The 24494-nt window shown below is 60.9% G+C and carries 23 protein-coding genes; 22 read left to right on the plus strand and 1 reads right to left on the minus strand.

Features of this window, described 5'->3' with window-relative positions; translation table 11 throughout:
* The first annotated feature begins 22 nt into the window (after positions 1-22).
* The 9 genes from CFE428DRAFT_RS10635 to CFE428DRAFT_RS10675 all read left to right on the plus strand — a co-directional run bounded on the left by CFE428DRAFT_RS10635 (position 23) and on the right by CFE428DRAFT_RS10675 (position 8933).
* Positions 23-868: an ABC transporter permease gene (locus tag CFE428DRAFT_RS10635; RefSeq protein WP_006979531.1), complete on the plus strand. Its 846-nt coding sequence runs from the start codon at positions 23-25 to the stop codon at positions 866-868.
* 2 nt (positions 869-870) lie between these two features.
* Positions 871-2094: an ABC transporter ATP-binding protein gene (locus CFE428DRAFT_RS10640; protein WP_006979532.1), complete on the plus strand. Its 1224-nt coding sequence runs from the start codon at positions 871-873 to the stop codon at positions 2092-2094.
* A 17-nt stretch (positions 2095-2111) separates the two neighbouring features.
* On the plus strand, positions 2112-2885 hold the full coding sequence (locus CFE428DRAFT_RS10645; RefSeq protein WP_006979533.1) for an FkbM family methyltransferase: 774 nt from the start codon (positions 2112-2114) through the stop codon (positions 2883-2885).
* 137 nt (positions 2886-3022) lie between these two features.
* Positions 3023-3961, plus strand: a complete 939-nt coding sequence (locus tag CFE428DRAFT_RS10650) for a glycosyltransferase family 2 protein (RefSeq protein ID WP_006979534.1) — start codon at positions 3023-3025, stop codon at positions 3959-3961.
* 207 nt (positions 3962-4168) lie between these two features.
* Entirely contained in the window at positions 4169-5080 is a 912-nt protein-coding gene (locus CFE428DRAFT_RS10655) for a glycosyltransferase family 9 protein (RefSeq protein ID WP_157447476.1), read from the plus strand.
* Positions 5077-6834: an HAD-IIIC family phosphatase gene (locus tag CFE428DRAFT_RS10660; protein WP_006979536.1), complete on the plus strand. Its 1758-nt coding sequence runs from the start codon at positions 5077-5079 to the stop codon at positions 6832-6834. Before CFE428DRAFT_RS10655 ends, CFE428DRAFT_RS10660 begins: the two co-directional genes overlap by 4 nt.
* The gene (locus tag CFE428DRAFT_RS10665) at positions 6827-7057 is read left to right on the plus strand and encodes an acyl carrier protein (protein ID WP_006979537.1); all 231 of its coding nucleotides are present in this window, start codon (positions 6827-6829) and stop codon (positions 7055-7057) included. The genes CFE428DRAFT_RS10660 and CFE428DRAFT_RS10665 overlap by 8 nt, the downstream gene beginning before the upstream one ends.
* Positions 7054-7914, plus strand: a complete 861-nt coding sequence (locus tag CFE428DRAFT_RS37205; RefSeq protein ID WP_006979538.1) for a GNAT family N-acetyltransferase — start codon at positions 7054-7056, stop codon at positions 7912-7914. The genes CFE428DRAFT_RS10665 and CFE428DRAFT_RS37205 overlap by 4 nt, the downstream gene beginning before the upstream one ends.
* Entirely contained in the window at positions 7911-8933 is a 1023-nt protein-coding gene (locus CFE428DRAFT_RS10675) for a polysaccharide deacetylase family protein (protein ID WP_006979539.1), read from the plus strand. The genes CFE428DRAFT_RS37205 and CFE428DRAFT_RS10675 overlap by 4 nt, the downstream gene beginning before the upstream one ends.
* A 6-nt stretch (positions 8934-8939) precedes the next feature.
* On the opposite strand, the gene CFE428DRAFT_RS10680 is transcribed toward CFE428DRAFT_RS10675, so the two are convergent.
* Positions 8940-10541 carry an alkaline phosphatase family protein gene (locus CFE428DRAFT_RS10680; RefSeq protein ID WP_006979540.1) on the minus strand — a complete coding sequence of 534 codons (1602 nt, stop codon included), beginning with the start codon at positions 10539-10541 and terminating at the stop codon, positions 8940-8942.
* Between the two features lie 367 nt (positions 10542-10908).
* Between CFE428DRAFT_RS10680 and CFE428DRAFT_RS10685 the strand changes: the two genes are divergently transcribed.
* From CFE428DRAFT_RS10685 to CFE428DRAFT_RS10740, 13 genes are all read left to right on the plus strand, one after another.
* The gene (locus CFE428DRAFT_RS10685) at positions 10909-12165 is read left to right on the plus strand and encodes a polysaccharide deacetylase family protein (RefSeq protein ID WP_006979541.1); all 1257 of its coding nucleotides are present in this window, start codon (positions 10909-10911) and stop codon (positions 12163-12165) included.
* A gap of 314 nt (positions 12166-12479) precedes the next feature.
* Positions 12480-13214, plus strand: coding sequence for a cytochrome c3 family protein (locus tag CFE428DRAFT_RS10690; RefSeq protein WP_006979542.1), 735 nt, complete (start codon positions 12480-12482; stop codon positions 13212-13214).
* Positions 13211-16477 carry a TAT-variant-translocated molybdopterin oxidoreductase gene (locus CFE428DRAFT_RS10695; RefSeq protein ID WP_006979543.1) on the plus strand — a complete coding sequence of 1089 codons (3267 nt, stop codon included), beginning with the start codon at positions 13211-13213 and terminating at the stop codon, positions 16475-16477. The genes CFE428DRAFT_RS10690 and CFE428DRAFT_RS10695 overlap by 4 nt, the downstream gene beginning before the upstream one ends.
* On the plus strand, positions 16477-17961 hold the full coding sequence (gene nrfD / locus CFE428DRAFT_RS10700; protein ID WP_006979544.1) for an NrfD/PsrC family molybdoenzyme membrane anchor subunit: 1485 nt from the start codon (positions 16477-16479) through the stop codon (positions 17959-17961). Before CFE428DRAFT_RS10695 ends, nrfD begins: the two co-directional genes overlap by 1 nt.
* Position 17962: 1 nt before the next feature.
* Positions 17963-18508 carry a DUF3341 domain-containing protein gene (locus tag CFE428DRAFT_RS10705; protein WP_006979545.1) on the plus strand — a complete coding sequence of 182 codons (546 nt, stop codon included), beginning with the start codon at positions 17963-17965 and terminating at the stop codon, positions 18506-18508.
* Between the two features lies 1 nt (position 18509).
* Positions 18510-19190, plus strand: coding sequence for a c-type cytochrome (locus CFE428DRAFT_RS10710; RefSeq protein WP_006979546.1), 681 nt, complete (start codon positions 18510-18512; stop codon positions 19188-19190).
* Positions 19187-20395: a hypothetical protein gene (locus CFE428DRAFT_RS10715; protein WP_006979547.1), complete on the plus strand. Its 1209-nt coding sequence runs from the start codon at positions 19187-19189 to the stop codon at positions 20393-20395. The genes CFE428DRAFT_RS10710 and CFE428DRAFT_RS10715 overlap by 4 nt, the downstream gene beginning before the upstream one ends.
* A gap of 1 nt (position 20396) precedes the next feature.
* Positions 20397-21074 (plus strand): hypothetical protein, encoded by a 678-nt coding sequence (locus CFE428DRAFT_RS38435; protein WP_006979548.1) that lies wholly within the window; start codon positions 20397-20399, stop codon positions 21072-21074.
* Positions 21071-22036, plus strand: a complete 966-nt coding sequence (locus tag CFE428DRAFT_RS40385) for a cbb3-type cytochrome c oxidase subunit I (protein WP_006979549.1) — start codon at positions 21071-21073, stop codon at positions 22034-22036. Before CFE428DRAFT_RS38435 ends, CFE428DRAFT_RS40385 begins: the two co-directional genes overlap by 4 nt.
* Positions 21930-22553 (plus strand): cbb3-type cytochrome c oxidase subunit I, encoded by a 624-nt coding sequence (locus tag CFE428DRAFT_RS40390; protein WP_272941106.1) that lies wholly within the window; start codon positions 21930-21932, stop codon positions 22551-22553. Before CFE428DRAFT_RS40385 ends, CFE428DRAFT_RS40390 begins: the two co-directional genes overlap by 107 nt.
* Complete coding sequence (locus CFE428DRAFT_RS10730) at positions 22553-23236, plus strand: cbb3-type cytochrome c oxidase subunit II (protein WP_006979551.1); 684 nt, start codon at positions 22553-22555, stop codon at positions 23234-23236. The genes CFE428DRAFT_RS40390 and CFE428DRAFT_RS10730 overlap by 1 nt, the downstream gene beginning before the upstream one ends.
* Entirely contained in the window at positions 23233-23937 is a 705-nt protein-coding gene (locus CFE428DRAFT_RS33415; protein ID WP_006979552.1) for a c-type cytochrome, read from the plus strand. Before CFE428DRAFT_RS10730 ends, CFE428DRAFT_RS33415 begins: the two co-directional genes overlap by 4 nt.
* On the plus strand, positions 23934-24446 hold the full coding sequence (locus CFE428DRAFT_RS10740; RefSeq protein ID WP_049975609.1) for a c-type cytochrome: 513 nt from the start codon (positions 23934-23936) through the stop codon (positions 24444-24446). Before CFE428DRAFT_RS33415 ends, CFE428DRAFT_RS10740 begins: the two co-directional genes overlap by 4 nt.
* Positions 24447-24494 lie beyond the last annotated feature (48 nt).

The following is a 24494-nucleotide window of genomic DNA, read 5'->3' on the forward strand; positions in this document are numbered from 1 at the left end:
AGTTTCACTGCACGTTTTTTCCATGTCCGTTGATCAAGGTCCGGCGCCCGAGCGCGTCATCCGTCCGCAACGCGGATTCATCACCATCAATTTCGGCGAGCTGTGGCGTTACCGCGAGTTGTTCGGTTTCCTCGCCTGGCGCGACATCCTGCTGCGCTACAAGCAGACCTACCTCGGTGTCACCTGGGTGATCCTGCAGCCCGTCCTCATGGTAGTCGTCTTCACCGTGCTCTTCGGCAGTGTGGCGAAATTTCCCACGCACGGGGCGCCCTATGCGATCATCACCTTTGCTGCACTGGTGCCGTGGCAATTCTTTTCCAATACCCTTTCGGAGAGCAGCAACTCGATGGTGGCTTCGGCGCGCATCATCTCCCGCGTTTATTTCCCGCGGCTCATCATCCCGGCGAGCGTGGTGAGCAGTGGATTTGTCGAGGCGGGGATTTCCTTCGTGCTGCTCTTGATCTTCATGGCGATCTACCATGTGCCGGTGCAGCCGCTCCTGCTGCTCCTGCCGGTGTTTTTGTTCCTGACCTTCCTGGTTAGCTTTGCGGCGGGCGCGTGGTTCAGCGCCTTGAATGTGAAGTACCGCGATATCCGCTACGTCGTGCCTTTCATCACGCGGCTAGGCATGTACGTCACGCCCGTACCGTTTCTCTGGATGGATATCGTGCCGGAGCGCTGGCGCATGTGGTACTGCCTGAATCCGCTGGTGGCGGTGATCGATGGCTTCCGCTGGAGCGTGCTTGGGCCGAAGTTTGAGCCCTACTGGCCAGGCTTTTTCCTCAGCTTGGGCGTCGGATTCGTCATGCTGGTGACCGGGATGATGTATTTTCGCAATACCGAAAAAACGTTCGCCGATATTATCTGACGATGGCCGTGATTTCCGTTCGACAACTCGGCAAGGAATACAAGCTCGGCGCGCAGATGCACGACACGCTGCGCGATCAGCTCACGGCGTTGTTTCGTGGAAAGAAGAAACAGGTGGAGAAATTCTGGGCGTTGCGCGATGTGAGCTTCGATGTGGAGCAGGGCGATTGCGTGGGCATCATCGGCCGCAACGGCGCGGGCAAGTCGACGCTGCTGAAGATTCTCAGCCAGATCACCGAACCGACGGAGGGCGAGATTCGCATTCGCGGGCGTATTGCCAGTTTGCTCGAGGTCGGCACGGGATTTCATCCGGAGCTGACCGGACGCGAGAATACCTTTCTCAATGGGGCGATCCTCGGCATGACCCGCGCGGAGATCCTGCGGAAGTTCGATGAGATTGCCGCTTTCGCGGAGATGGACTCGTTCCTCGATACGCCGGTGAAGCATTATTCCAGCGGCATGACCACGCGACTGGCCTTTGCGGTCGCGGCTCACCTCGATCCGGAGATTTTGATCATCGACGAAGTGCTCGCGGTGGGAGATGCGGCGTTTCAGAAGAAGTGTCTCGGCCGGATGAGCGAAGTCGCGCGCGCCGGCCGGACGGTGCTGTTTGTCAGCCATAACATGGCGGCGGTGAGTGCGCTTTGCAGCAAGGGCATCTATCTCGAACGCGGCAAGGTGGCTGCCACCGGGCCCATCGAAGAAGTGGCCAATATCTACCTGCGGGATGCTCTGCCGGGAGGTGATGGCGGAAACCAGTTCAAGCGCGGTGATGTTCGCGGGACCGGCGAAGTACGCTTTACGGATCTGCAGATCATGGCCCTGGACGGCTCCAAGTCGGTGGTGGCTGGAGGGGGCCTGCGCGTCCGGCTGAGCTACGAGGGAAATACCGATAACGTGCCGGCGCGTTTCTTCGTGAACATTTACGACGCCCAGCAGTTCCGATTGCTTTCCCTGGACTCGCTGACCGGCGGGTTGCCCGGGCCTTTTCCCAAGAACGGCTCGCTGGAACTGACTTTGCCCACCAATTTTTCTCTTACCCCCGGGCGCTATTCCGTCGAATTGGCCGCGCTGGTCAACGAAGCGGGCGCCGATCACGTTCCGTCGGCGATGCATTTCGAAATCCAGGGGGGAGACTTTTTCGGCAATGGCCGCCAATTGTTCAATTCCGCCGCATGTTTGCTGCGGACCCAATGGGAGCTCAATCCGCCCACTCGTGTTAGCTAACTAGAAAATCCCTTCGCATGTTCAAGCTTTTGAAACGAATGATTCCGGAGCCGATCAAGGCCCGGTTGCGCGGGCCGCGGAAGCTGCAGCCCGATGCGGTGGAGGTTTTCGCGCAGGAAGGGGAGGACATGATCCTGGCCCGTATTTTTCATCGGCAGGCGGAGGGATTCTATGTCGATGTCGGCGCCCACCATCCGCGGGCCTACTCGAATACCTACCTGCTCTATCGCAAGGGTTGGCGGGGAATTAACATCGATCCCCTGCCGGGGAGCATGACTAAATTCAACGAGATTCGCCCCCGCGACATTAATCTCGAAGTGGCCGTTTCGGATGTGGAGCAGACCTTGAATTATCACCAGTTCGAAGGCGGTGGGATCAATACGCTTTCCGATGAGGTCGTCGAGCAACGGATGTCTTATCACGATGGGCCGAAGTCTGATTTCAAATTTCAGTATCTGGGCAAAAAGACCGTCCAGGCGCGCTTGCTGAAAGACATCCTGGCGGACCACTTGCCGGCCGGCCAGCGGATCGACATGCTGAGCATCGACGTGGAAGGGCACGAGTTCAACGTGCTGCGATCCAATGATTGGGAGAAATATTCACCGACACTCATTCTCATCGAAGATGCGTCCCTGCTCACCTTGGATCAGCTCCCGCAATCCGAGCTCGCGAACTTTCTCGGGGAGAAGGGCTACGCTCCGTTCTGCCGCACACCGCTGACCATGTTCTTTGTCAAGCGGACGGAAGTGGTGTCCACGCCTCAAGGGGCGAGATTGCGGTCAATCGCCTGAGGGTCCGGTTATGCATTTTCCTCGCTGGGCTGAAAGATTCAACGCCTTCGGCGCAGGCCGGGCCATCACTTTCATAAAAGTGAATAACAGGCTCTAGGGAAAGGGTCACGGGCCGAGGCCTTTGACAGATCAGATCCATGGATATCTCGATCATTCTCTGCACTTACAACCGGGCGGAAAGCCTGCGGCGGGCGTTGAAATCCCTCGCGCAGTGCACTCCGCCACCGGGTGTGGAGTTGGAATTGGTCGTCGTCGACAATAACTCCTCCGATCACACGCCGGAAGTGTGCCGGGAGACGCCCATGCCTTTCCCATCGCGCTATTTGCTGGAAAAGATCCAAGGCAAGAGCTTCGCCCTGAATCTGGCGCTTGAGAAGACCGACGCACCGTTCCTGTTATTCACCGACGATGACATGGAATATGATGAGCGCTGGCTGGTTGCGCATTGGGAGGCGGGGCAGAGGCTCACGGAATACGGCTTTTTCGGCGGGGCGATCCCGCCGCGTTTCGAGTCCGCCCCGCCGGCCTGGTTCGCCGCGCACGCGTCGGGGGCCCTGGCCCCGGTGATCGGCTACCTCAACCTCGGCGAGAAGGAGCGTGTCCTCGAGCATGCCCTGGGCGGAGCGAACATGGCCATTCGCCGCTCGGCGATGGAGGGCTTGCAGTTCGACACCGATCTGGGCCGGCAAGGCTCGGGGACGGTCGGTGGTGAGGAGAACGATCTCATCAATCGGTTGCGGCGCCGAGGCGCGCAAGGATGCTATTTGCCCCAAGCCATTACCTATCACTGCATTCCCGCGCGCCGGACGAATGAAGCTTATATCCGCAAATGGTTTTGCGGTGATGGCATGACCGAGGTGCGGCTCAACCAGGTCATCCGCACCCATCCCATCCTGGGCGTGTCGCGCTACTATTGGCGGCAGTTTCTGGGGAACGGGTTGATTTACGGGCTGACGCGATATCTGGCGCCCGCTTCACTCTGGTTGCGCGCGGAGATCGCGATGGCGAAGGCGTGGGGAGTCATCCGCGAATCGCGGCGCCGCGCCCGCGCGGGAAACACGGAATCCCATCCATGAGCCACTGCCCGGAAAAGCGATGCATCGAGTTTGCCTTTGTCGGCATGCGCACTCTTGTCGGGAACTCGCCGCATCTTTAAGTTCGAACTATGCACGTCTGCCTCCTTTTGCCCCCGCATCTCCATGGCTGAGGGGAATCCGTTCGCACATCTGATTGCCTCCCTAGGCTGGCAGCGGCAACGGGCCGAGAACCTCATTCGTCGCTGGATGATTTTTCGCGGAGCCCGGGGGACGGTCAACTGGCGTTGGCCGTGGCCGTTCCAAAAGCCCTGGCAACGCGCCCGCTTGCGGCTCTGTTCTCATGGCGGCGGCATCGGCGATGAGCTGATGTGTACGCCGATCTTCCGCGAAATTCGGCGGCTCAATCCGCGTTGCCACATCACTTTTCTCAGCCGTCATCAGGACGTTTTCGAGCGCAATCCGCACCTCTCCGCGGTCGAGCGTTTCACTCCTGCCGCGGCGGCAAATGCGATTTATCTGCAATACAATCTGGTGCTGCCTCCGCCACGGCCACTGGTGACGTTGATGGCGGAATGTGTGGGCCTGAACCTGTCCGCCAGCCATTTGGAGCCGCCGATCATTGATCCGTCGGAGTCCATCCGGGCGCGCATTGCGGAGGTGCCGGGACCGCGCATCATCATTCAGCCACAGGCCAGTCGATGGACGCCGAACAAGCAGTGGCCTTTCGCCTCGTGGACCCGGTTGGTCGAGATGCTGGTCGAGCGCTATCACGTCATCGAAGTCGGCACGCAGTCGATGTTTCCTCAGCCGCAATTCGGCCCACGTTTCCATTCGTTTGCCGGGGAGACGACCATGCGGGATTTCATCTGGATGCTCTCCCAGGCGGCGGTGTTCGTGGGGCCGGTTTCGGGCGGAATGCACATCGCCAATGCCTACAAAATTCCCAGCGTGGTGCTCTTCGGCGGCTACGAAGCGCCCGATGGGTTCGACTATCCGTTTGCCCATCGCTTTTTCACGCCGGTCGATTGCGCGCCGTGCTGGCTGACTACGCCGTGCCCTTTCGAACTGAAATGTTTGCACGCGATTCATCCGGACGCAGTCTCGCGCGCCGTGGTGAAGGCGGTGGAGGCGAACGCCTCGAAACTTGCCGAAGCATGACGGCGGCTCCCTCCATCACGCAAAATCTTGCGCCGACGCCGGCGGCCTATTTGCAGGCCGCGCGCCGGGTGCAGGCGGGTGAGGTGCCGAACTTGCGTCCATTGCGAGTGGCGGTGCTGTCCACCGTTTCCGCGCAATTGCTGCAGCCTTTCCTTATTGTGGAAGGTGCGCGGCGTGGGCTGCAGATCGCGCCGTGGTTCGCGCCCTTTGGCCAATTGGAGGTCACGGCTCTCGCGGCGGACGGTCCGCTCTACGCGCAGAATCCGGAAGCCATCGTGATCCTCGCTCGCTTGGAGGAACTGGCGCCGGAATTTTTTGAACGAACCGGGTCGCTCGACGCCGCGGTCGCACGTTTGCGCGATCTGCTCCGCAGCTTGCGTGAACGCACGGCGGCCGCGCTCTTCATTGTGAATTTTGCCCAACCGGAACGGCTCACGGCCGGGGTGGGGGATGCCATGCTGGAGTCCTCTCAAGCCTTTGCTATTGAGAAAGCCAATGCGGCGCTTGCGGTGGCCTGCCGCGCGGTGTCGGGCGCATTCGTTTTCGACTACGCGCGTGTGGTGGCTGAGCATGGACTGCGTGGCTGGCACGATGCGCGCATGTTTGCCCTGGCGCGCCAACCATGGAGCGTGGCCGCGCAGATCGCAACGAGCGGTGCACTGGCTCGCACCTTGCGCGCCGCGTTTATCGCGCCGGCGAAATGTCTCGTGCTCGATGCGGATAATACGTTGTGGGGTGGTGTGGTCGGCGAGGAGGGTTTGGGTGGAATTGCGTTGGGCGATGATTACCCGGGCAATGTCTTCAAACGCTTTCAAAAGCACCTGCGCACTTTGAAGGAGCGCGGGGTGTTGCTGGCCCTGGCGAGCAAGAACGAAGAAGCCGACGTGCTGGCGGTGCTCGATCAGCACGCGGACAGCATCCTGCATCGCGAGGACTTCGCGCTCATGCGCATCAACTGGCAGGAAAAGAGCGCCAATCTCCGCGAGATCGCCGCCGCCTTGAACCTGGGAATCGATGCGCTCGTGCTGTTCGACGACAATCCTTTCGAGCGCGAAGAAGTGCGCGTGGCTCTGCCTGAGGTGCGGGTGTTGGATGTGCCGGCCGATCCGCTGCAATACGGTGCCGTGCTCGCGGAGAGTGAGGCCTTTGATCAATTGACGATTTCCGCCGAGGATCAGCAGCGGGCCGGCATGTATCAGCAAGAGCAGGCGCGCGCAGAAGCAAGTCGCGCCGCGGCCTCGCCGGAGGAGTTTCTCGCCGGCTTGCAAATGGTGGCGACGATCGGCGCGGTCGGGGCGGACACTTTGCCGCGGGTGGCGCAATTGCTCGCGAAGACAAATCAATTCAACCTCACCACGCGCCGTCACACTGCGGCGCAAATTTCCGAGATGATCGCCAGTGGCAGCGTGGCTTTGTGGCTGCGCTTGGCGGATCGGTTTGGGGATCACGGATTGGTCGGAGTGGCCATCGCGCGGCCGATGGACAGCGAGTGGACGATCGATACGTTTTTGCTCAGTTGCCGGGTCATTGGCCGCAGCGTCGAGACCGCTTTGCTTGCGCGACTGGCCGAGCTTGTGAAAACCAAAGGCGGCAGCGAGCTCATGGGCGAGTATTTCCCGACCGCCAAGAACGCGCTCGTCCGAGACTTCTACCCGCAGCACGCGTTTATGGACTGTGGCGGAAACCGCTGGCGCAAAAGTCTGTCGGATGCTCTGCCCTCTCCCTCGTATATCGGGGTCCACTTTCATGAATGACAAGCTCCTTCAAATTCTCGCGGATACCCTGGGTGTCGACGTCGGCACCTTGAACGAGGAGACGTCGATGGAAAACACCGCGGCGTGGGATTCGGTGGCGCACCTCAACTTGGTGCTCTCGCTGGAACAATCCTTCGGCCAACGCTTCTCGCCGGATGAATTCATGCAGATGCAGAGCGTGGCCGCGATCCGCCGGGCACTGGCAGCACACGGCGCGCCATGATCCACGTTGAAATTGCGACGCCGGCGAGCTTCGAGTCCGTCCTGCCACTCTTCGACGTCTTTCGTAATCCGCCGATTCCGCCGGAGCAATGGCGCCGGCTGTTTCATTACTCCTGGGCCTGCGAGGAGGATATGCGCGGATTCGTTCTTAAGGACGGCGACCGCGTCGTCGGCTTTTTCGGCACGATCCTTTACGAGCGCATGATCGACGGGCGCGTCGAGAAATTTGCCAATCTCACGAGCTGGGTCACGCTGCCCGAGTATCGCAATCACTCGCTGCAACTCTTCAAGGCGGTGATGAGCATCGAAGATCGCACGCTAACCTGCCACACTGCGATTCCGTCGATCGATCCGCTCTATCGCCGTTTCGGTTTCGAAAACCTGGAGACGAAATGGGTCGTATTGTTGCCGCTGCCCTCGATCTGGAAACCGGGGGGCTGGTTTGCAGGGCGCATCACCATGAATCCGGAGGTCATCGCCACCGAACTCCGGGGTGTGCAACGCGAGTTTTTCGTCCATCTGCGTGCGACGGAATGCGAGCAAATGCTCATCACGCACCGCGGGGCGAAATGCCATGTGGTCTTCACCGTGACCAAAGGCCGGCGGGCGCATTTCTCGCGGATCCATCATATCAGCAATCGCGAACTCTTTCGGGAATGCCTTGGCCACATTCGCTGGCGCATGGGACTGAAAAACCGCACTGCGCTCCTCGCCATCGACTCGCGACTTTTCGAAGGGCCACTGCCGATCTACAGCCGGGAGACAAGGCTTGCCCAGGTGGCGTTGTTTCGGTCGAAAACCTTGCGTCCGGAGCAGATCGACAATCTTTACAGCGAGGTCACGCTGCTGGGGTTATGACCGCGCGGGGCCTTCGCGATTCGGCCATGCAGGCTGCAGCGACGCTGGCGCGACCGGTGCTCGGTGGTCTCGGGTTCATCGTGACTTTGCACCGTGTCGTGCCCGAGGCGGAGCGCTCGCCTTTGCCGTCGAATCGCGCGCTGGAAGTGACACCGAAGGACCTGCGAGCGATGCTCGAGTATGTGCGGCAAAATGGTCTCGAAATCGTCGCCCAGGAGGCAATCCCCGCACGCCTCGCCAGCCCGCATGGTCCGCGCTTTGTCTGCTTCACCTTCGATGATGGCTATCGCGACAACGCGACGCTGGCGCTACCCATCTTCCGTGAATTCGGTGCGCCCTTCACGGTCAACATCACCAACGGTTTCATCGCGGGCAACGCGAGTGTGTGGTGGTACTGGATCGAGGAAATCTTGAACGCGGGGAAGGCGCTGCAGTTTTCGTGGAAAGGCACGCCGCATCATTTTACCGCCGCTACGACGGGCGAGCGTGACCGTGCGCTGGAGGAGATCGCGCGGCTGGTGCGCGGCCTGGGTGCGGAGCGCGACGCACTGCTGCGCGTCATTGGCGAGGCCGCGGGTCTCGATCCGTGCGCCCTCACTCGGAAGCTGTGCCTGACTTGGGAAGAATTGCGCGCGTTGGCCGCGGATCCGCTGGTGACCATTGGCGCGCACACCGCGGGGCACCACAGCCTGAACCGCCTGACGGACGAAGAGCTGGTCGTGGAAGTCGATGGCGCGCGCCGCGCCCTCGCTGCTCAACTCGGGCGTGAGGTGCGACACTTCGCCTATCCCTTCGGCGGCGCCAAGGCGGTCAGTGAACGCGAGTTTGCCCTCGTGCGCTCGAGCGGTTTCGCGACGATGCTGACGACGCGCCCGGGCAATCTCACCCGGGAACACTCGGCGCAGATGGATCGTCTGCCGAGGTTGACGATCAGCGGAAATTATCCCGCGCTCAAAGAGCTGCGCATGGCTGAGAGTGGCCTCGCCGCCTGGCGCGAAAGACGGCGCGGGCGGGCGTAAAAAGTTTTACTGCCCGCTGGCGTTGCCTTCGTCGAAATAAGTCCGGCCGTCGAAGGTGGTCGTCTGCAGGTATTGCTGCCACTTGTGCGCGTCTTTGAAAATGACCCCGGTGGTGAAGTCGCGCAGGGTTTCGATGCGCTTGGTCACCGGCTTTTCCTTCGGCTCCGGAGCGCCGGTGAAGGCTTCGCTGAGCACACGGCCATCCGTCCCGTCCGGCGACTTGAGTCCGAGCAGATGGAGGATCGTCGGCGCCACGTCGATGTTGCCGGTGGGAAACTCATCGCGATAGCCAATGCGAATGTCCGGGCCGCCCGCGACGAGCGTGTTGTGAATATCGAATTTGCTCAGGCTGCCGTGCATGCCGTTGCCGGCCTTGCCTTCGGCGAGGATCAGGCCCGGCGTGCCCACCGCGTTGTTCCCCGCGCTCCAGCGAAAGCTGAATACGATGTCCGGCGCCTCCGGGCTATCGAGGTGCGCGGCGCTGATGGCGAAGGTGCCGGGCGCCGCGTTGCGGGTGAAGATCGGTCCCGCAAAATCGCTCCTCTGCAGCATCTCGACGAGCTTGCCGGTCACTCCGGCATCGTGGCCGATGACATACAGCCCGGTCGCGCCGCCCACGCTCACCGACATCACCTGTCCATTGGTCGGCGGCGAGTTGAATTGCTTCGAAACGGTCACCCTGTGCTCACCGTAATATTTCACCGGGTCCACGCTGCGCTCGATGGTGCTGAACCCGTGATCGCTCACGACGAAGATGTCCGTCTTTTGGAGCTCACCGCGTTTTTGCAACTCGGCGATCACCAACCCGAGATTCGTGTCGCTATCGTGGATGCCCGCGATCGCCGCCGGCGCGCCCGGCGAGGTGAGGTGTTGCGGAAAGTCCGGATCGCTCAGCCACAGTACCGAATAGCGCGGCACGCCATCGTGCCAGAGATGCTCGAGCAAGGCGCGCGTGGTCCATTGATTTCCCGCGGTGTTTGGGGCCGGGTTATTCATGTCCGGCTTGTATTGCGGCATCGGCCCGAGTGCGGCGGTGATCGAGGCGAGCAGCGCATGGGGATAGATCTTGCCGGCGAAGAGCGTGGCCGAAAACGGTGTGGCCGGTCGTTCCGGCGCGCGATCCTGGATCAGCGCCACCGGCTTGGTTCCAGCCACCACGGCCGGAAAGCCCGCCTTGCGCACCGTCTCCACCACCGTGGCCACGCCCACGTATTTGCCTCCGCTCACTTCGTCGCCCTTGTGCATGACCTCGGCATCCTCCGTGTGGACCGGTCCGCGTGGGTTGATCTCCGGGCGGTATTCCGAATTCGCCACGACATGGCTGCGCGCGGGAAACGCTCCCGTGGCGAGGACGGTGCCATTCACCTCGGTCGTCGTCGGCCAGAAGGAATGGTTGTTCGCGAAGAACGTGCCGTGCTGCACCAGCGATTGGAGATTCGGTGTATTCTGCGCGTTGATGAAATCCAGCCGCATGCCGTCCCAGATGACGAGGATGACGTGCTCGGCCTTGGGCGTGAAAGCGGGGGCATCCTCGGCGTGCAGCGACCAGGCCGCGCCGACCATGGTGAGACTGGCGACGATCAGAGTGGAGAGGGGATTACGAGGCATGGGAAAGGGGAGGAGAGTATGGATTCAAACCGCCGAGGGCGAGATTCCATTGCGGGACATTGGGTAAACGGACCGATTTAAGGTTTGGACGGGAAAATCTTTGAGCCTTGGGTGGCTTGTAAAAGGGGGCCAAAATGCGGACGGCCTAATACCCGGCCGTATCGATCCTCGATAGTCTTTAGTCAGCGCATCCACAGGGCTCGGTTATGGCCATCTCCTATCCTGAGGTCAATTTCGGTGTATCTTTCCGCAGAAGTCGTGGAGCCACGGAAGGCCGGGGCCCCGAATCTCTAGTTGATGACCGCGGGTCCGGTCCGCAGGCGGGCCCGTATGCCCAGCCGTTACCTGCCCAAGATAGGAGATGCCAATGAAATTGCTCCGCCTCTGTGTGATCCTGGCGGTGGTGTTGTGCCCGGCGTGCCGCAAGATGCCGTATGCGGCCTATTTCCACGCGCTGGTTTCGCCCGCCACGCCCTCGCCGGTGCAGGCGAGTTCATCTGCCACCTCGAGTCCGGCCAGCGCGCCTGATCTCGTGGCCGAAGGACCCGCCGAGCCAAAGATCGATCGAACCGCTCAAGTGATCATTCTCGGGTATCAGCGTTTCGTCGACAAGGTGAAGCGGCCGGACACGGAGATCACGCCCCCAGAGTTCGAGGGACAGATGCAGGCGCTGAAGGATCAAGGTATCACCGTCATCTCACTGGACGATTTCCAGGCCTGGCGCCACGAGCAAAAGAGCATCCCGAAGCGGAGCGCGCTCATCACCATCGACGACGGCTACAGCAGCGCCTACAGTGTCGCCTGGCCCATCCTGAAGAAATACGGCTATCCCTTCACCCTCTTCGTCTACACGGATTACGTGCGCGGTGGGCCCAAGGCCGGCGGCGGTTCCTTATCGTGGGAGCAACTCGCCGAGCTGCGCGACGCCGGTGTGGCCATCGAGAGCGAAACCGTCTCCCACGCAGACCTGCGCCGGAAGAAAGCCGGTATGACCGAGGCCGCCTACGACCAGTGGCTCTGGAATGAACTCCACGGCTCGCGGACGGCTCTGGAAGACCACCTGGGCATCAAGGTCAACGCGCTCGCCTTGCCTTACGGAGCGGCCAACGATCACGTCCGCGAAGTCGCCGCGAAGGCCGGCTACGAAATGCTCTTCACCGTAAACGGCGAAAAGATCGGCGCCGGCACGCCGGAAAATGCTTTGGGACGCTATCTCATTCAAGGCAACCAACCGAAGATCTTCACCACGGCGACGAATTTCGGCGGGGGCGTGGTGGCCAGCTCGCGAGCCGCTGTGGCCGAGGAGTTTACCGCCCGGGATATTCACGCGCAGCCGGCCAATGACGCGACGATTGCCGATCCCAATCCGCTCATTAAAGCCGACCTCACGCGCCTGGGCGCAATCGATAGCGGCAGCATCGGCCTGCGTCTCAGTGGAGTCGGCCCCGTGGCGCCGCGATTCGATTCCCAAGCGAAGGTCCTGACCTATCAGGCGCACGGTCTCGCCCCGGGAGAATACACCGCCATTCTCACGGCAAAGATCGCCGGCAAGAAGGTGGAGTCCCGGTGGAGTTTCAAGGTGGAGCAGCCACCGCAGATCGCCACCGGACCGCGGCATCAATAGGACAGCGGTTACAGCGCGAATCTCGCGGGAGCGCACTCGCGTCAGACCTCCGTCGGTACGTTCCCCGATGCACGTGCGAGTACGCAGATCGTCAGTTTTTTGTCCTTGCATCGTGTTGCCGACGGCCAAAAAATCCCCGCCCTTTTTGAAGAAAACGGAGCGGGTGCTGGTGGGTTTGCGGTGCTTGTGAAATTTTTCACAAACTGCGCTTGCAATGCCCACCTTGAAACCACAAAGTGCACGCCCACCCGTTTTCCTGCCGCATGCAAAACGCTGAAAAATTCAACCCACGAAGCTTCGAAAGTCTCTAGGCAATGGCGAACATCTTCCCGCGCTGGAGCAATATCCTGCCCATCAAAATCGTCGTTTGCGTGCTGGTGCTCGGAAACGCCGTTTCGTTGGGCATGTGGTATTACTTCACGCCCAAATACACCCGGGTCGGCTATCAGCCGGCACAGCCCGTTCCCTTTCCTCACGACGTGCATGTCGGTCAGCTCGGCATGGATTGCCGTTACTGTCACAGCTTCGTGGAAGTGGCCGCTCACTCGAACATCCCGACCACCCAGGTCTGCATGAACTGCCACTCGCAGGTGCAGCGGGATAATCCGAAACTCGCTCCGATCCGCGACTCGTGGGCCACCGGTAAGCCGATGCAGTGGGTGCAAATCCACAAGACCTCGGACTTCGTTTTCTTCAACCACTCTGCTCATGTGAATCGCGGCGTCAGTTGCGTGAGTTGCCACGGCAAGGTCAACGAGATGGCGGTCGTTTATCACGACCAGCCGCACTCAATGGGCTGGTGCCTGGACTGCCATCGCGATCCGAAAAACGCCCTGCGTCCGTTGAATCAGATCACGAACCTCAACTGGAAACCCGAGGATGAAAACGTGCAGAAGTTCGTCTCCACCTTCGGTAAACCGCCGGAGGAACAGGATCGCGATTTCTCCAATCCCAAGATCAAACTCACGCAGGAAGAAATCGGAGCGACCCTGGTGAACGACTGGCATATCAACCCACCGGATAAAAACTGCGCCGGCTGTCATCGATGAAACGAATTTTTGAGCATCCCTCTGAGCCGTTGACCGGCAAGAAGTACTGGCGTTCCCTCGGGCAATTGTCCGATACGCCGGAGTTCCGCGGCTGGCTGGAACGCGAGTTCCCGCAAGGCGCATCGGAAATGCAGGGCGGCGATCTTTCCCGTCGTAACTTCCTCAAGCTCATGGGTGCCTCCACGGCGCTCGCCGGCCTGGGGCTCACCGCCTGCCGCCGCCCGATCATGCACCTCGTGCCCTTCACGAAGGGCGTGGAATGGTCGATTCCCGGCAAGCCGCTCTTCTTCACCACTGCCCGGCCCACGCGTCGCGGCTACGCTCCGCTGGTCGCGACCACGCACGACGGTCGCCCGACCAAGATCGAGGGCAACCCGCTGCACCCGATCAGCAAGGCGCGCACGGATATTCATTCGCAATCTTCGATCCTCGATCTCTATGATCCGGATCGCGCGAAGAAGATCCTCAAGGATGGCGCAGTCACGGACGAGGCGGCTTTCGTCAAGGAACTCGACGGCCTTCTCAAGGGTGCCGGTGATGGTTCCGGCCTCGCCTTCCTGCTGCAGGAAGATAATTCGCCGACCCGCCAGCGCCTCATTGGCCTGATCAATCAGAAATTCCCGAAGGTCACGTGGGCGACTTACGAGCCGCTCGGTCCGGTGAAGGACGAGACCATTTTCGGTCAGGGCGCCGAGGTCGTTGCCGATTTCAGCAAGGCGGATGTTATTCTCTCGCTCGACTCCGACTTCCTCGGCAGCGATGGCGATCTCACTGACATCCGCGGCTTCACCACGCGTCGCCGCGTGACAGGACCGGATTCGAAGATGAACCGGCTCTACGTCGTCGAGAATCGTTACACGATCACTGGCGGCATGTCGGATCATCGCCTGCGTTTGCCGGCCAGCCAGGTGGGTGCGTTCGCCCTCGCAATTGCGGCCGCAGTGGCCAGCGCGACGTCGGACTCAGTGCTCGCGGAAGTGGTCAAGGCCATCCCGGCCCCGACGGTCAAGATCGATCCGGAATGGATCAAGTATTGCGCCGAAGATCTCATTGCCGCCAAGGGCAAGAGCATCGTGGTCGCTGGCTCGCGTCAATCCGCGGCCGTGCAGGCGCTCGCCACGGCGATCAATGCCGCGCTCGGCAACATCGGCAAGACGATCATCGGTCGTAAGTCGACGGTCGCTCCGACGGTTTCGATTGCGGAATTGTCGAAGCACATCGCGGACAAGAAGGTCCAGACGCTCTTCATCATCGGCCCCAATCCGGTTTACAACGCCCCGGGCGATCTCGATTGGGCGACCTTGCAGAAATCCGTGCCGACGGTCATCCGCCTCGGCCAGGAAATCGACGAAACCGCCAAGCTCTCCAAGTGGAACGTGCCGCTCGCGCACTATCTCGAATTCTGGGGTGACGGTCGCGCGGTCGATGGCAGCTACGTTTCGGTGCAGCCGATGATCCTCCCGCTCTTCGGAGCGTGGAGCGAACTCGACCTCCTCGCGAAGGTCGCCGGCCTCGAGAAGCCGCACGGTCCGGAACTCGTTCAGGATACCTTCAAGGAAATCGCCAAGCCGGCGGATTTCACCACTGCGTGGGCGAAATTCCTTCATGATGGCTTCCTCGCGGGCAGCGAGATCAAGCCCGCGACGTTGAACTTCAACGGCGGCGCGGCCTCCAAGCTCATCACGGAAAAATTCAGCATCCCGGCCCTGAGCGAAGACACTTTCGAAGTCGTCCTTACTCCCTGTCCGAAGGTGGACGATGGCCGTTACAACAACAACGGCTGGCTCCAGGAAATTCCCGACCCGATCACCAAGGTGACTTGGGACAACGCCGCGCTGATCAGTCCGGCGACCGCCCGCAAGCTGGGGATCGAGGAAGATGAGGATTCGAGGATCGGACGCGCCATGGTGCAGGTCATTCTCGACAAGCGCGTGCTGGAACTCCCGGCGCTCGTCGCTCCCGGCCACGCCGACAATTCGATCACTATTGCGCTCGGTTACGGGCGGACGGAAGTGGGCCGCGTGGGTGCGACCACGGGGTTCAATGCTTATCCGCTGCGCACCACTGGCGAGCCTTACATCGTCCTCGGTGCGAAGCTGCGCGTGACTGGCCACACCTACAATCTGGCCATCACTCAGGAACACCACGCGCTCGAAGGCCGTGGTGGCGACCTCACCCGCGAAGCGACCGTCAGCGAGTACAAGGAAAATCCGGAGTTCGCCAAGACGATGGGCATGGACGCCCATATCCCGCCGAACAAGTCGCTCTACACGCATCCTGAGCTGAATAATCCGGAGCTGTCGAAGCACCCGGCTAAAGAGTTTGGCAAGCCCCTGGTGAGCGGGCATGGAGACAACCTCGGCTGGGATCCGCACGGCTGGGGCATGGTCGTCGACCTCAATTCATGCATTGGTTGTTCCGCGTGCATGGTCGCCTGCCAGGCGGAAAACAACATTCCGATCGTCGGCAAGGAGCAGGTCATCAATGGCCGCGAAATGCACTGGATCCGCACCGACCGTTATTTCGCCAGCGTCGACAAGGAAGATCCGGATCCGGAGATGGTTTCGCAGCCCATCATGTGCCAGCACTGCGAGAATGCGCCGTGTGAAACGGTGTGCCCGGTGAACGCCACTGTGCACAACGAAGAAGGCCTGAATGTCATGGCCTACAATCGTTGCATTGGCACGCGTTACTGCGCGAACAACTGCCCGTTCAAAGTGCGCCGCTTCAATTTCTTCGATTACAACCTGCGCGACGCCATGGGCAGCAAGAACGGGGGTTGGTTCACCGGTCTGCACAAGTGGAACCTCATCTCCGAGAAGAAGATGGAGGACACGCTCAAGATGCAGAAAAACCCGAACGTGACGGTGCGGATGCGTGGCGTCATGGAGAAGTGCACCTTCTGCGTCCAGCGCATCCAGGAAGCGAAGATCGCCACCAAGGTGGCCATCCGCGATTCCGATAACTACCGCATTCCGGCGGATTCGTTCACCACGGCTTGTGCGCAGGTCTGCCCGGCGGACGCCATCACTTTCGGCGATATCTTCAATCCCGAAAGCAGTGTGGCCAAGCTCAAGCAGAGCGAGCGCGGCTACCGGTTGCTCGAGTATCTCAACATTTCGACGCGCACCTCTTACCTGGCGCGCATTCGTAACCCCAATCCCAAGATGCCCGGCGCAGAGAAAATCGGCGCGGCCATGAAATCTCACCACGGTGGCGAAAAGCACGAAGCCGCCGCTGAACCCAAAGAAACCAAAGCGTAATGTCGGAAGCTGTCGCCACTCTCGAAACGCCCAAGGAAGTCCAGCGCATTCCGCTGGTCACCAATGAGCGTAGTCTGCATTGGATCACGGAAAACGTCTCCAGCATTGTCGAGGCCCGCACCCCCATCTGGTGGTGGCTCGCCTTCTTCCCGTGCGCGCTGCTCGCCATGGTTGGGCTGTGCTGCATCGGCTATCAGATCTCGAACGGTGTCGGTGTCTGGGGTGAAAACAAGACGGTTGGTTGGGCGTGGGACATCACGAACTTCGTGTTCTGGATCGGCATCGGTCACGCGGGAACGTTGATCTCGGCGATTCTCTTCCTCTCCCGTCAGAAGTGGCGCACCTCGATCAACCGCGCGGCAGAGGCGATGACCCTCTTCGCGGTGATTTGCGCGGGTATCTTCCCGGGCATTCACGTCGGTCGCGTGTGGATGGCCTGGTATCTGGCGCCGATTCCGGATTCCTACGACATCTGGCCGAACTTCCGTTCGCCGCTCCTCTGGGATGTGTTCGCGGTCTCGACCTACTTCACCGTGTCCGTGCTCTTCTGGTATACCGGCCTCGTGCCCGATCTTGCTTCGCTGCGCGATCGTGCCAAGTCCCGGGTGAAGAAGTTCGCCTACGGCGTCTTCGCCCTCGGCTGGCGCGGTTCGAACCGTCAGTGGCGCCACTACGAAATGGCGTATCTGCTCCTCGCCGGTCTCTCCACCCCACTGGTGCTTTCCGTGCACTCGGTCGTGTCCTTCGACTTCGCGACTTCGATCCTTCCTGGCTGGCACACCACCATCTTCCCGCCCTACTTCGTTGCGGGCGCTATCTTCGGTGGTTTCGCCATGGTGCTCACCATCATGCTCCCGGCGCGTCTGCTCTATCCGCAGCTCGATGACATGGTCACCCGTCAGCACGTGGACAAGATGGCCAAGATCATCCTGCTGACCGGTTCGATCGTCGGTTACGCCTATCTCATGGAGTTGTACATCGCCTACTACGGGCAGAACAAATTCGAGATGTTCACCTTCTTCCATCAGCGTGCTTCGCTCGGCTTCAACGAAGGCGGCTGGTACAACAAGTATTACTACGCGATGATGTTCTGCAACGTCATCTCGCCCCAGATCTTCTGGAGCAAGTGGGCGCGGAGCAATTACATCGTGGTCTTCATCACCAGCATGTTCGTCAACGCGGGCATGTGGTACGAGCGCTTCGTCATCATCGCGACCTCGCTCGCCCAGGACTTCCTCCCGAGTTCCTGGCATCACTATCACCCGTCCTGGATCGAAATCTGGACCTTCTGCGGCACGTTCGGAATCTTCCTTTCTCTCTTCCTGCTCTTCATGCGCTTCCTGCCGATGATCTGCGCCTTCGAAGTGAAGGCGGTGACTCCGCACGCCGATCCGCATCACTATCGTCCCACCGCGAACTCCGGCGGCCCGGCCACGGGCGCCCTTGGACCGCACGACGCGCCCGCCAAGGAGGGGCATCACTAACATGGCTGAATATCGCAAAGTATACGGCCTCGGCGCCGAATTCGAAAGCGCGGCAGCGCTCATGCATGCCGCGGAAAAAATCCGCGACGCTGGCTTCTCCAAGTGGGACGTGCACACGCCTTTCCCGATCCACGGCATGGACAAAGCCATGGGTCTCGGCAAATCCTGGTTGAGCGCCCCGGTGTTCATCGGCGGCACTACGGGTCTTCTCACCGCGGTCTGCCTGGAAATGATTCCGTCGTTCAGCCTTTATAAGCTCATCGTGCACGGCAAGCCGTACGACTGGCGCACCATCCCGGCGTTCTTCCCAATCATGTTCGAGCTCACGGTGCTCTTCTCGGCGTTCACCACGGTGTTTTCGTTGATGGTCATGAACCAACTCCCGAAGTGGTACCACCCGGTCTTCAACTGGGAACGTTTCGCACGGGTGACCGATGACGGCTTTTTCCTCGTGATCGAAGCGCGCGATCCGAAATTCTCCGAAACCAAGACCCGCGCCCTCCTCGAGGAGATCGGCGGTCAGCACGTCACGCTGATTCACGACTGATATGCTTCGCACCTTCTTCATCCTTTTCATCCTCGGCACCATTTCGGTGGCCGTTCTCGCCGGGTTCCGCGGCACGAAGAGTCCTCTTCCTCCGCTGCAGATCTTTCCGGACATGAAGCACCAGCCGCGCTACGACCCGCAGCACGAGAGCACGTTCTACTCGGACGGCAGTGCTTCGCGGCGTCCAGTCGACGGCACCATTCCGCTCGGCTACACGCTGCCGGGCTTCTTCCTCCAGGCGACGGCCAAGAATGGCACGCTCCAGCCCGAAGGATTCACCGATGAGCCGAACTACTACAACACCGGTAAGTTCGGCGACGTCTACGGCGACGGTTTCCCGATCGAGGTGACTGATGCGTTGGTCAAGCGCGGTCAGGAACGCTTCAACATCAACTGCGCGGTCTGCCACGGCAAAGTCGGCCTGGCCAATGGGATCACGAGTCAGTTCGGCATCGCGGCCATCGCCAATCTCCAGGACGATCGCATTCGGACCATGCCGGACGGACAGATCTTCAACACGATTACCAACGGGCATAACACCATGGGCGCCTACGGCCCGAACATCGCGGTCGAAGACCGGTGGGCCATCATCTCCTACATCCGGGCTCTGCAAAAGAGCCAGAGCGTCAAGGTGGCTGAACTGCCGGCGGCCAAACAGAAGGAACTTCAATCCAAGCAATGAGCGACCATTCCCACGAAATTACTCCGCCAGCGGTGGAGACCTATGATATCAAGCGCGCCGGTAATGCGCCGAAGATCCTTCTCTGGGTGGGAATTGCCGGAATTGTGCTGAGTGTTATCGGGCTCTGCTATCAACCCTGGCACGTGCAAGCTGCCTATTCGTGGCTCTTCGCGGCTTTCTATTTCTTCTCGCTTTGCGTGGGTGGTCTTTTCTGGACCTGCCTGCATCACGCGACGGATTCCGAATGGTCGGTCACGGTTCGCCGGCAGATGGAGAATATCGCCAAGGTCACGCCAGTGTCCCTTCTCTTTTTCCTGCCCCTCCTCCTCTTCTGCGCGAATGATCTGTGGAAGTGGTGGAACCTTCACCCCGGTGAAGATCCGCTCCTCGACGGCAAGAGTGGTTATCTCAACCACACCTTCTTCTGGGTTCGCTGGATCGTTTATTTCGTCCTCCTCGGCTGGATCTCGTACTCCCTCTGGAAGCGCTCCACGGATCAGGACAAGGACGGCGCGGCCAGGCATACCTTGATCATGCGCAAGTTGGGCGTCGGTGGCATCCCCGCGATGGGCCTTTGCATCACCTTTAGCGCGGCCGATTACCTCATGGGTCTGGACTATCACTGGTTCTCCACTATGTGGGGTGTCTACCTCTTCGCCGGAGCAGCCGGTAGCGGCATGGCGCTGACCGTGCTGATCGTCAATTGGCTGAAGAATCAGGGCTACCTGAAAGTGGTCAACGACGAGCACTTCCACACGATGGGCAAGTTCCTTTTGGCCTTCACCATCTTCTGGGCCTACATCGGCTTCGATCAATACATGCTGATTTGGTACGCGAACATTCCGGAAGAGACCGCTTACTTCCGCCTGCGTAATACCGAGACCTGGTGGTACTTCAGCCAGGCGCTGGTCGTCTGCCGCTTCTTCCTGCCGTTCCCGGTGCTGCTCTTCCAGTTCATCAAGAAGAACACGATCATCCTCTGGGTTTCCTGGTGGATCCTGGCCATGCAGATCCTCGACATGTATGTCATCGTTCTGCCGGCTCTGCACCGCGAAGGCTTCCACCCGAGCCTTTTCGATCTCTTCTCCTTCGTGGGTATTGGCGGCATCCTCGGCTGGGTCTTCCTGACCAAGGTCATTGGCAAGTCCTATCTCTATCCGACCCGCGACCCGCGCCTCCTCCTCTCGCTGAAACTGAGCAACTGACATGGCGAACGAATCTACACAACGCACGTCCAACGGCTTCCTCGGCTTTCTCGGGGTATTTGTCCTGCTCTTCGCAGTAGTCATCGTCGCGGTGGCGCTGCTCGCCTTCTCCGGCAAGCCTGGGCAAACCCTCGAACAACGCCGTGCCTCGAATCGCATCGCGGTCCGCGAACGCCTCGAGAAAGAAGCGCAGGAAAAGCTGAATTCCGAAGGCTGGGTCGACAAGGCCAAGGGCTTGGCTCACGTCACCATCGCCGAGGCGATCCCGCTGGCCGTGACCGAACTCAGCACCAAGAAGCCCGCTCCTTCGCAAGTCAAAGTGGAACCGCCGCTCCCGGTGATCGTTCCCGATCCGAATTCGAAGGAGCCTGCTCCGCCTTCGCTGCCGTCCTGGCCGCAGGGTGCGTATACGATCCACTTCGGCGCCACGCCTGCACCGGCCGCTCCGGCTCCCGCCGCCGCGCCCGCGGCTGCACCGGCCGCCGCTCCGGCACCTGCCCCTGCCGCTACGCCCGTGCCTGCGCCAGTTCCGGCTGCTGCCCCGGCGCCCGCTCCGGCACCAGCTGCTCCTGCGCCCGCTCCGCAACCGGCGGCGCCCGCTCCCGCACCCGCTCCCGCTGCGGCGCCGGCTACCCCAGCTCGTCCTCCACTCATTAATCCGACCGAAAACCCGAAATGACCGCTGTCGCTACCGCTCCTACTTCGACGACCGCTCCGGCCTCGACTGCTGAAACCAGTTATCCGGCAGTTGAGCGCGCCGCCATCGACGCCTCCGCGCGTGGCCCCGTGCTCTTCTTTTTCGGCAATGGCATCCTCTGGCTCATGCTGGCCACGGTGCTGGGCATCATCGCTTCCATCCAGCTCTACTCGCCTGGATTCCTCGCCGATGTGCCGTTCCTGAGCTACGGCCGTATCTGGCCCGCTTTCACCAATACGATCTGCTTCGGTTGGGGCAGCCTCGCCGGCTTGGGCGTGACCATCTGGTTGCTGGCCCGTCTCGGTCGCGTGAAGGTGAAATTCCCCGGCGTGCTCTTCACTGGCGCCGTCTTCTGGCAGGTCGGTCTCACCTACGGCATCCTCAATATCCTGGGTGGTAAAACGACCGGTTTGGAAGGCTTGGAAATCCCGACGGGCTCCGCGGTGCTGATGCTCCTCGGCTACCTGCTTGTGGCAGTGTGGGCTCTTCTGCTCTTCAGCTTCCGCTCGCAGACCACTCCGTTCATCTCGGTGTGGTATCTGGTCGCCGCTCTCTTCTGGTTCCCGTGGAGCTTTGCCATGGCGCATGCGGCCCACGTGCTTCCCAACGTCTCCGGCGTGGTGCAAAACCTCGTGGCGGCTTGGGCGACGCAGAACTTCCTCAATATCTGGCTGACCTCGATCGCTCTGGCGGCGGCTTACTACCTCATCCCGAAGGTCGTCAACCGCCCGGTGCACAGCTACAATCTCGCGGCGATCGGCTTCTGGTCCTTCATCGTCTTCACCGGTCTGACGGGGCGCGGTGCGATTGAGCGGCGGCCCGATTCCCGCCTGGATCGTGACGTTGAGCATCGCCTCGAGCATCATCCTCCTGGTTCAGATCGTGACGGTCACCGCGAACCTCGTGCTCACCATGCAAGGCCAGTTCCACATGGTCTATCATAGCCCGACCATCCGCTTCACCTTCTTCGGCGCCATCGCCTTCACCGTCTCGAGTGTCATCGGCTTGTTCGCTTCGCTCCGGTCGGTCGATCGCATCGTGCACTTCACGCAGTTCCAAAACGGTGAGATGCAACTGGTGGTCTACTCGTTCTTCAGCATGGTCATCTTCGGGGCCATCTACTACATCCTCCCGCGGCTCGTGGGTTGCGAGTGGCTCTCGTCCTCGATGATCAGCCTGCACTTCTGGGGTGCGGCTTACGGCGGCACGTTGCTCGTCGTAACCCTCCTCATTGGCGGCCTCATGACCGGCGCGGCCCTGAACGACAGCGACAACACCATCTTCGCCACGGTTATGAACACGAGCGAACTGCTGAACCTCGGCCGGATCGGTGCGTGGCTCCTGCTCGGCGTCGGCCACCTCGTCTTCGGCTTGCATTTCCTGCTCATGTTGTTGCGCATCGGCCAGCCTGGCGGTGAGCCGACCCTTTTCGCGCCCATCGGAGAGGAGGCCAAACACTAATGAACCGTTCCAATTATTTGCTGACCGGGATCGTCGGGTCATTCGCCCTGTCGCTCTTCGCTCTCGTGCTGGTGCCCCAGGCCCAACTCGGCGGCATGCAGCCGCAATTCCAGGATGACGAAGGCAAAGTCGTCGACATCTACCCGATCGAAAATCGCGGTATCGTCGCTGGCGGCCGCGCCGTCTACATCTCCGAAGGCTGCATCTACTGCCATTCGCAGCAGGTTCGCGACGAGCAAAACGGCACCGATATCGACCGCGGTTGGGGTACCCGCCGCACGGTGGCTCGTGATTATATCTTCGATTCGCCGCCGCTCCTCGGCAGCTCCCGCATCGGGCCGGATCTGGCCAACGTCGGTTCCGCCAAGTGGCGCAACGAACCCGTGGACGAAAACGCCCAATACAAGCCCGCCAAGCGCGATGCCGCCTGGCAGCTCCTCCATCTCTACGCGCCGAACACCATCATCCATAACTCGAAGATGCCGGCGTATCGTTACCTGTTTGAAAAGCGCAAGATCTCCGGCCAACGCTCCGACGAAGCCTTGAATGTGGCGGTCGAGGACGGCTACGAGATCGTGCCCAAGCCGGAAGCCAAAGAGCTCGTTGGCTACCTGCTGTCTCTCGATAAGAGCCATCCGCTCAAGGAAGTTAAAACCGCCACGCCGGAGGTTGCCGCCAAGTGAGTAATTCCAACGAAGGTCCCAACCGTATCGATTATCAGGAAACGCCCGACGTCACCGAGGTGCACGCCGCGGTGCAACGTGAAAAGCCCGAACCGTCGGCGGAAGTAACGCCGATGCCTTTGTGGCTGACCGCCGTGTGTGGCGTGGCCCTTGTCTGGGCTGGCGTCTACTTCGGCGTTTTCAATGGCGGCCTGAGCGGCAACGTCTACAACGAGTACGAGAGCTCGCCCGCGGTGCTCTTCCCGCTGCCGGAAAAAGCGGGCGCCAACGCCGGCCCGGCCGAAGCGCAATTGTCGCTCGCCCAGCAGGGTAAGATTGTTTACGGCCAGGTGTGCTTCGCCTGCCACCAGCCCAATGGCATGGGCGTGCCCGGACAGTACCCGAATCTCGCTGGTTCGGATATCGTGCAGGGTGGAGAGAAGCGTCTGCTCGCCATCGTGTTGAAGGGTCTGAGTGGCCCGATCACCGTGGACGGCAAGCAGTTCACCACGGCGCAGGTGATGCCGCCGTGGGAAGCGCAGCTTTCCCCGAAGAAGATTGCCGCCGTCCTGAGCTACGTGCGTCAGGAATGGGGTAACAAGGCCGGGGAAATTTCCGAAGCGAAAGTGCTCGCGGGCGAAGAAAGACTACGCCGCCCAGAGCGCTTCCTGGACCGAAGCGACGCTGTCGCAGATTCCGGCCGATGCCAATTACCCGGGTGAAGCCGCAGCCCCCGCTCCGAACGGCGCCCAACCGGCCACCGCCCCGGCTCCCGGAGCTGCCCCGGCCGCCGCACCTGCTCCTGGAACGGCTGCTCCGGGCCGCCGCTGCCTCCGGCGCGGCCAGTCCGGATGTCCTGGCCAAAGGCAAGATGCGTTACATGACCATTTGTATCGCCTGTCACCAGCCGACCGGCATGGGTCTGCCGATGGTCTTCCCGTCGCTCGTCAAGTCGCCTTACGTCAACGGTCCGACCGACCGCTTCGCCGCGATCATCCTCAAGGGCAACATCGGTGCCTTCACCGTGGACGGAAAGCCGTTCAACAACGTGATGCCGCCTCAGGAAGCCGTCCTCCGGGACGAGGATATCGCCGCAGTGATGACCTTTGTCCGCTCGAACTTTGGCAACACCAGCGGCCCGGTGGCTCCCGACGTCGTCACGGCCGCCCGCAAGAAATTTGCCGATCGCAAGACCAGCTGGACCCAGCCGGAACTCGACGCTTGGAAATAATCTCTTCGCATCCAGAAACCTCGATCCCCGCTTTAGTCGCCTACTCAG

It is taken from the genome of Chthoniobacter flavus Ellin428, assembly GCF_000173075.1.
GTDB classification, from domain to species: Bacteria; Verrucomicrobiota; Verrucomicrobiia; order Chthoniobacterales; family Chthoniobacteraceae; genus Chthoniobacter; species Chthoniobacter flavus.

Bases quoted from the DNA above. Each gene is read 5' to 3' on its own strand.
- CFE428DRAFT_RS40385 (WP_006979549.1), top strand. From the start codon at position 21,071: ATGACCGCTGTCGCTACCGCTCCTACTTCGACGACCGCTCCGGCCTCG.
- CFE428DRAFT_RS10730 (WP_006979551.1), top strand. From the start codon at position 22,553: ATGAACCGTTCCAATTATTTGCTGACCGGGATCGTCGGGTCATTCGCC.
- CFE428DRAFT_RS10655 (WP_157447476.1), top strand. From the start codon at position 4,169: ATGATTTTTCGCGGAGCCCGGGGGACGGTCAACTGGCGTTGGCCGTGG.
- CFE428DRAFT_RS10635 (WP_006979531.1), top strand. From the start codon at position 23: ATGTCCGTTGATCAAGGTCCGGCGCCCGAGCGCGTCATCCGTCCGCAA.
- CFE428DRAFT_RS10675 (WP_006979539.1), top strand. From the start codon at position 7,911: ATGACCGCGCGGGGCCTTCGCGATTCGGCCATGCAGGCTGCAGCGACG.
- CFE428DRAFT_RS10665 (WP_006979537.1), top strand. From the start codon at position 6,827: ATGAATGACAAGCTCCTTCAAATTCTCGCGGATACCCTGGGTGTCGAC.
- CFE428DRAFT_RS10690 (WP_006979542.1), top strand. From the start codon at position 12,480: ATGGCGAACATCTTCCCGCGCTGGAGCAATATCCTGCCCATCAAAATC.
- CFE428DRAFT_RS10640 (WP_006979532.1), top strand. From the start codon at position 871: ATGGCCGTGATTTCCGTTCGACAACTCGGCAAGGAATACAAGCTCGGC.
- CFE428DRAFT_RS10695 (WP_006979543.1), top strand. From the start codon at position 13,211: ATGAAACGAATTTTTGAGCATCCCTCTGAGCCGTTGACCGGCAAGAAG.
- CFE428DRAFT_RS10650 (WP_006979534.1), top strand. From the start codon at position 3,023: ATGGATATCTCGATCATTCTCTGCACTTACAACCGGGCGGAAAGCCTG.
- CFE428DRAFT_RS10685 (WP_006979541.1), top strand. From the start codon at position 10,909: ATGAAATTGCTCCGCCTCTGTGTGATCCTGGCGGTGGTGTTGTGCCCG.
- CFE428DRAFT_RS10710 (WP_006979546.1), top strand. From the start codon at position 18,510: ATGCTTCGCACCTTCTTCATCCTTTTCATCCTCGGCACCATTTCGGTG.
- CFE428DRAFT_RS10660 (WP_006979536.1), top strand. From the start codon at position 5,077: ATGACGGCGGCTCCCTCCATCACGCAAAATCTTGCGCCGACGCCGGCG.
- CFE428DRAFT_RS38435 (WP_006979548.1), top strand. From the start codon at position 20,397: ATGGCGAACGAATCTACACAACGCACGTCCAACGGCTTCCTCGGCTTT.
- CFE428DRAFT_RS10645 (WP_006979533.1), top strand. From the start codon at position 2,112: ATGTTCAAGCTTTTGAAACGAATGATTCCGGAGCCGATCAAGGCCCGG.
- CFE428DRAFT_RS10680 (WP_006979540.1), bottom strand. From the start codon at position 10,541: ATGCCTCGTAATCCCCTCTCCACTCTGATCGTCGCCAGTCTCACCATG.
- CFE428DRAFT_RS10715 (WP_006979547.1), top strand. From the start codon at position 19,187: ATGAGCGACCATTCCCACGAAATTACTCCGCCAGCGGTGGAGACCTAT.
- nrfD (WP_006979544.1), top strand. From the start codon at position 16,477: ATGTCGGAAGCTGTCGCCACTCTCGAAACGCCCAAGGAAGTCCAGCGC.
- CFE428DRAFT_RS37205 (WP_006979538.1), top strand. From the start codon at position 7,054: ATGATCCACGTTGAAATTGCGACGCCGGCGAGCTTCGAGTCCGTCCTG.
- CFE428DRAFT_RS10705 (WP_006979545.1), top strand. From the start codon at position 17,963: ATGGCTGAATATCGCAAAGTATACGGCCTCGGCGCCGAATTCGAAAGC.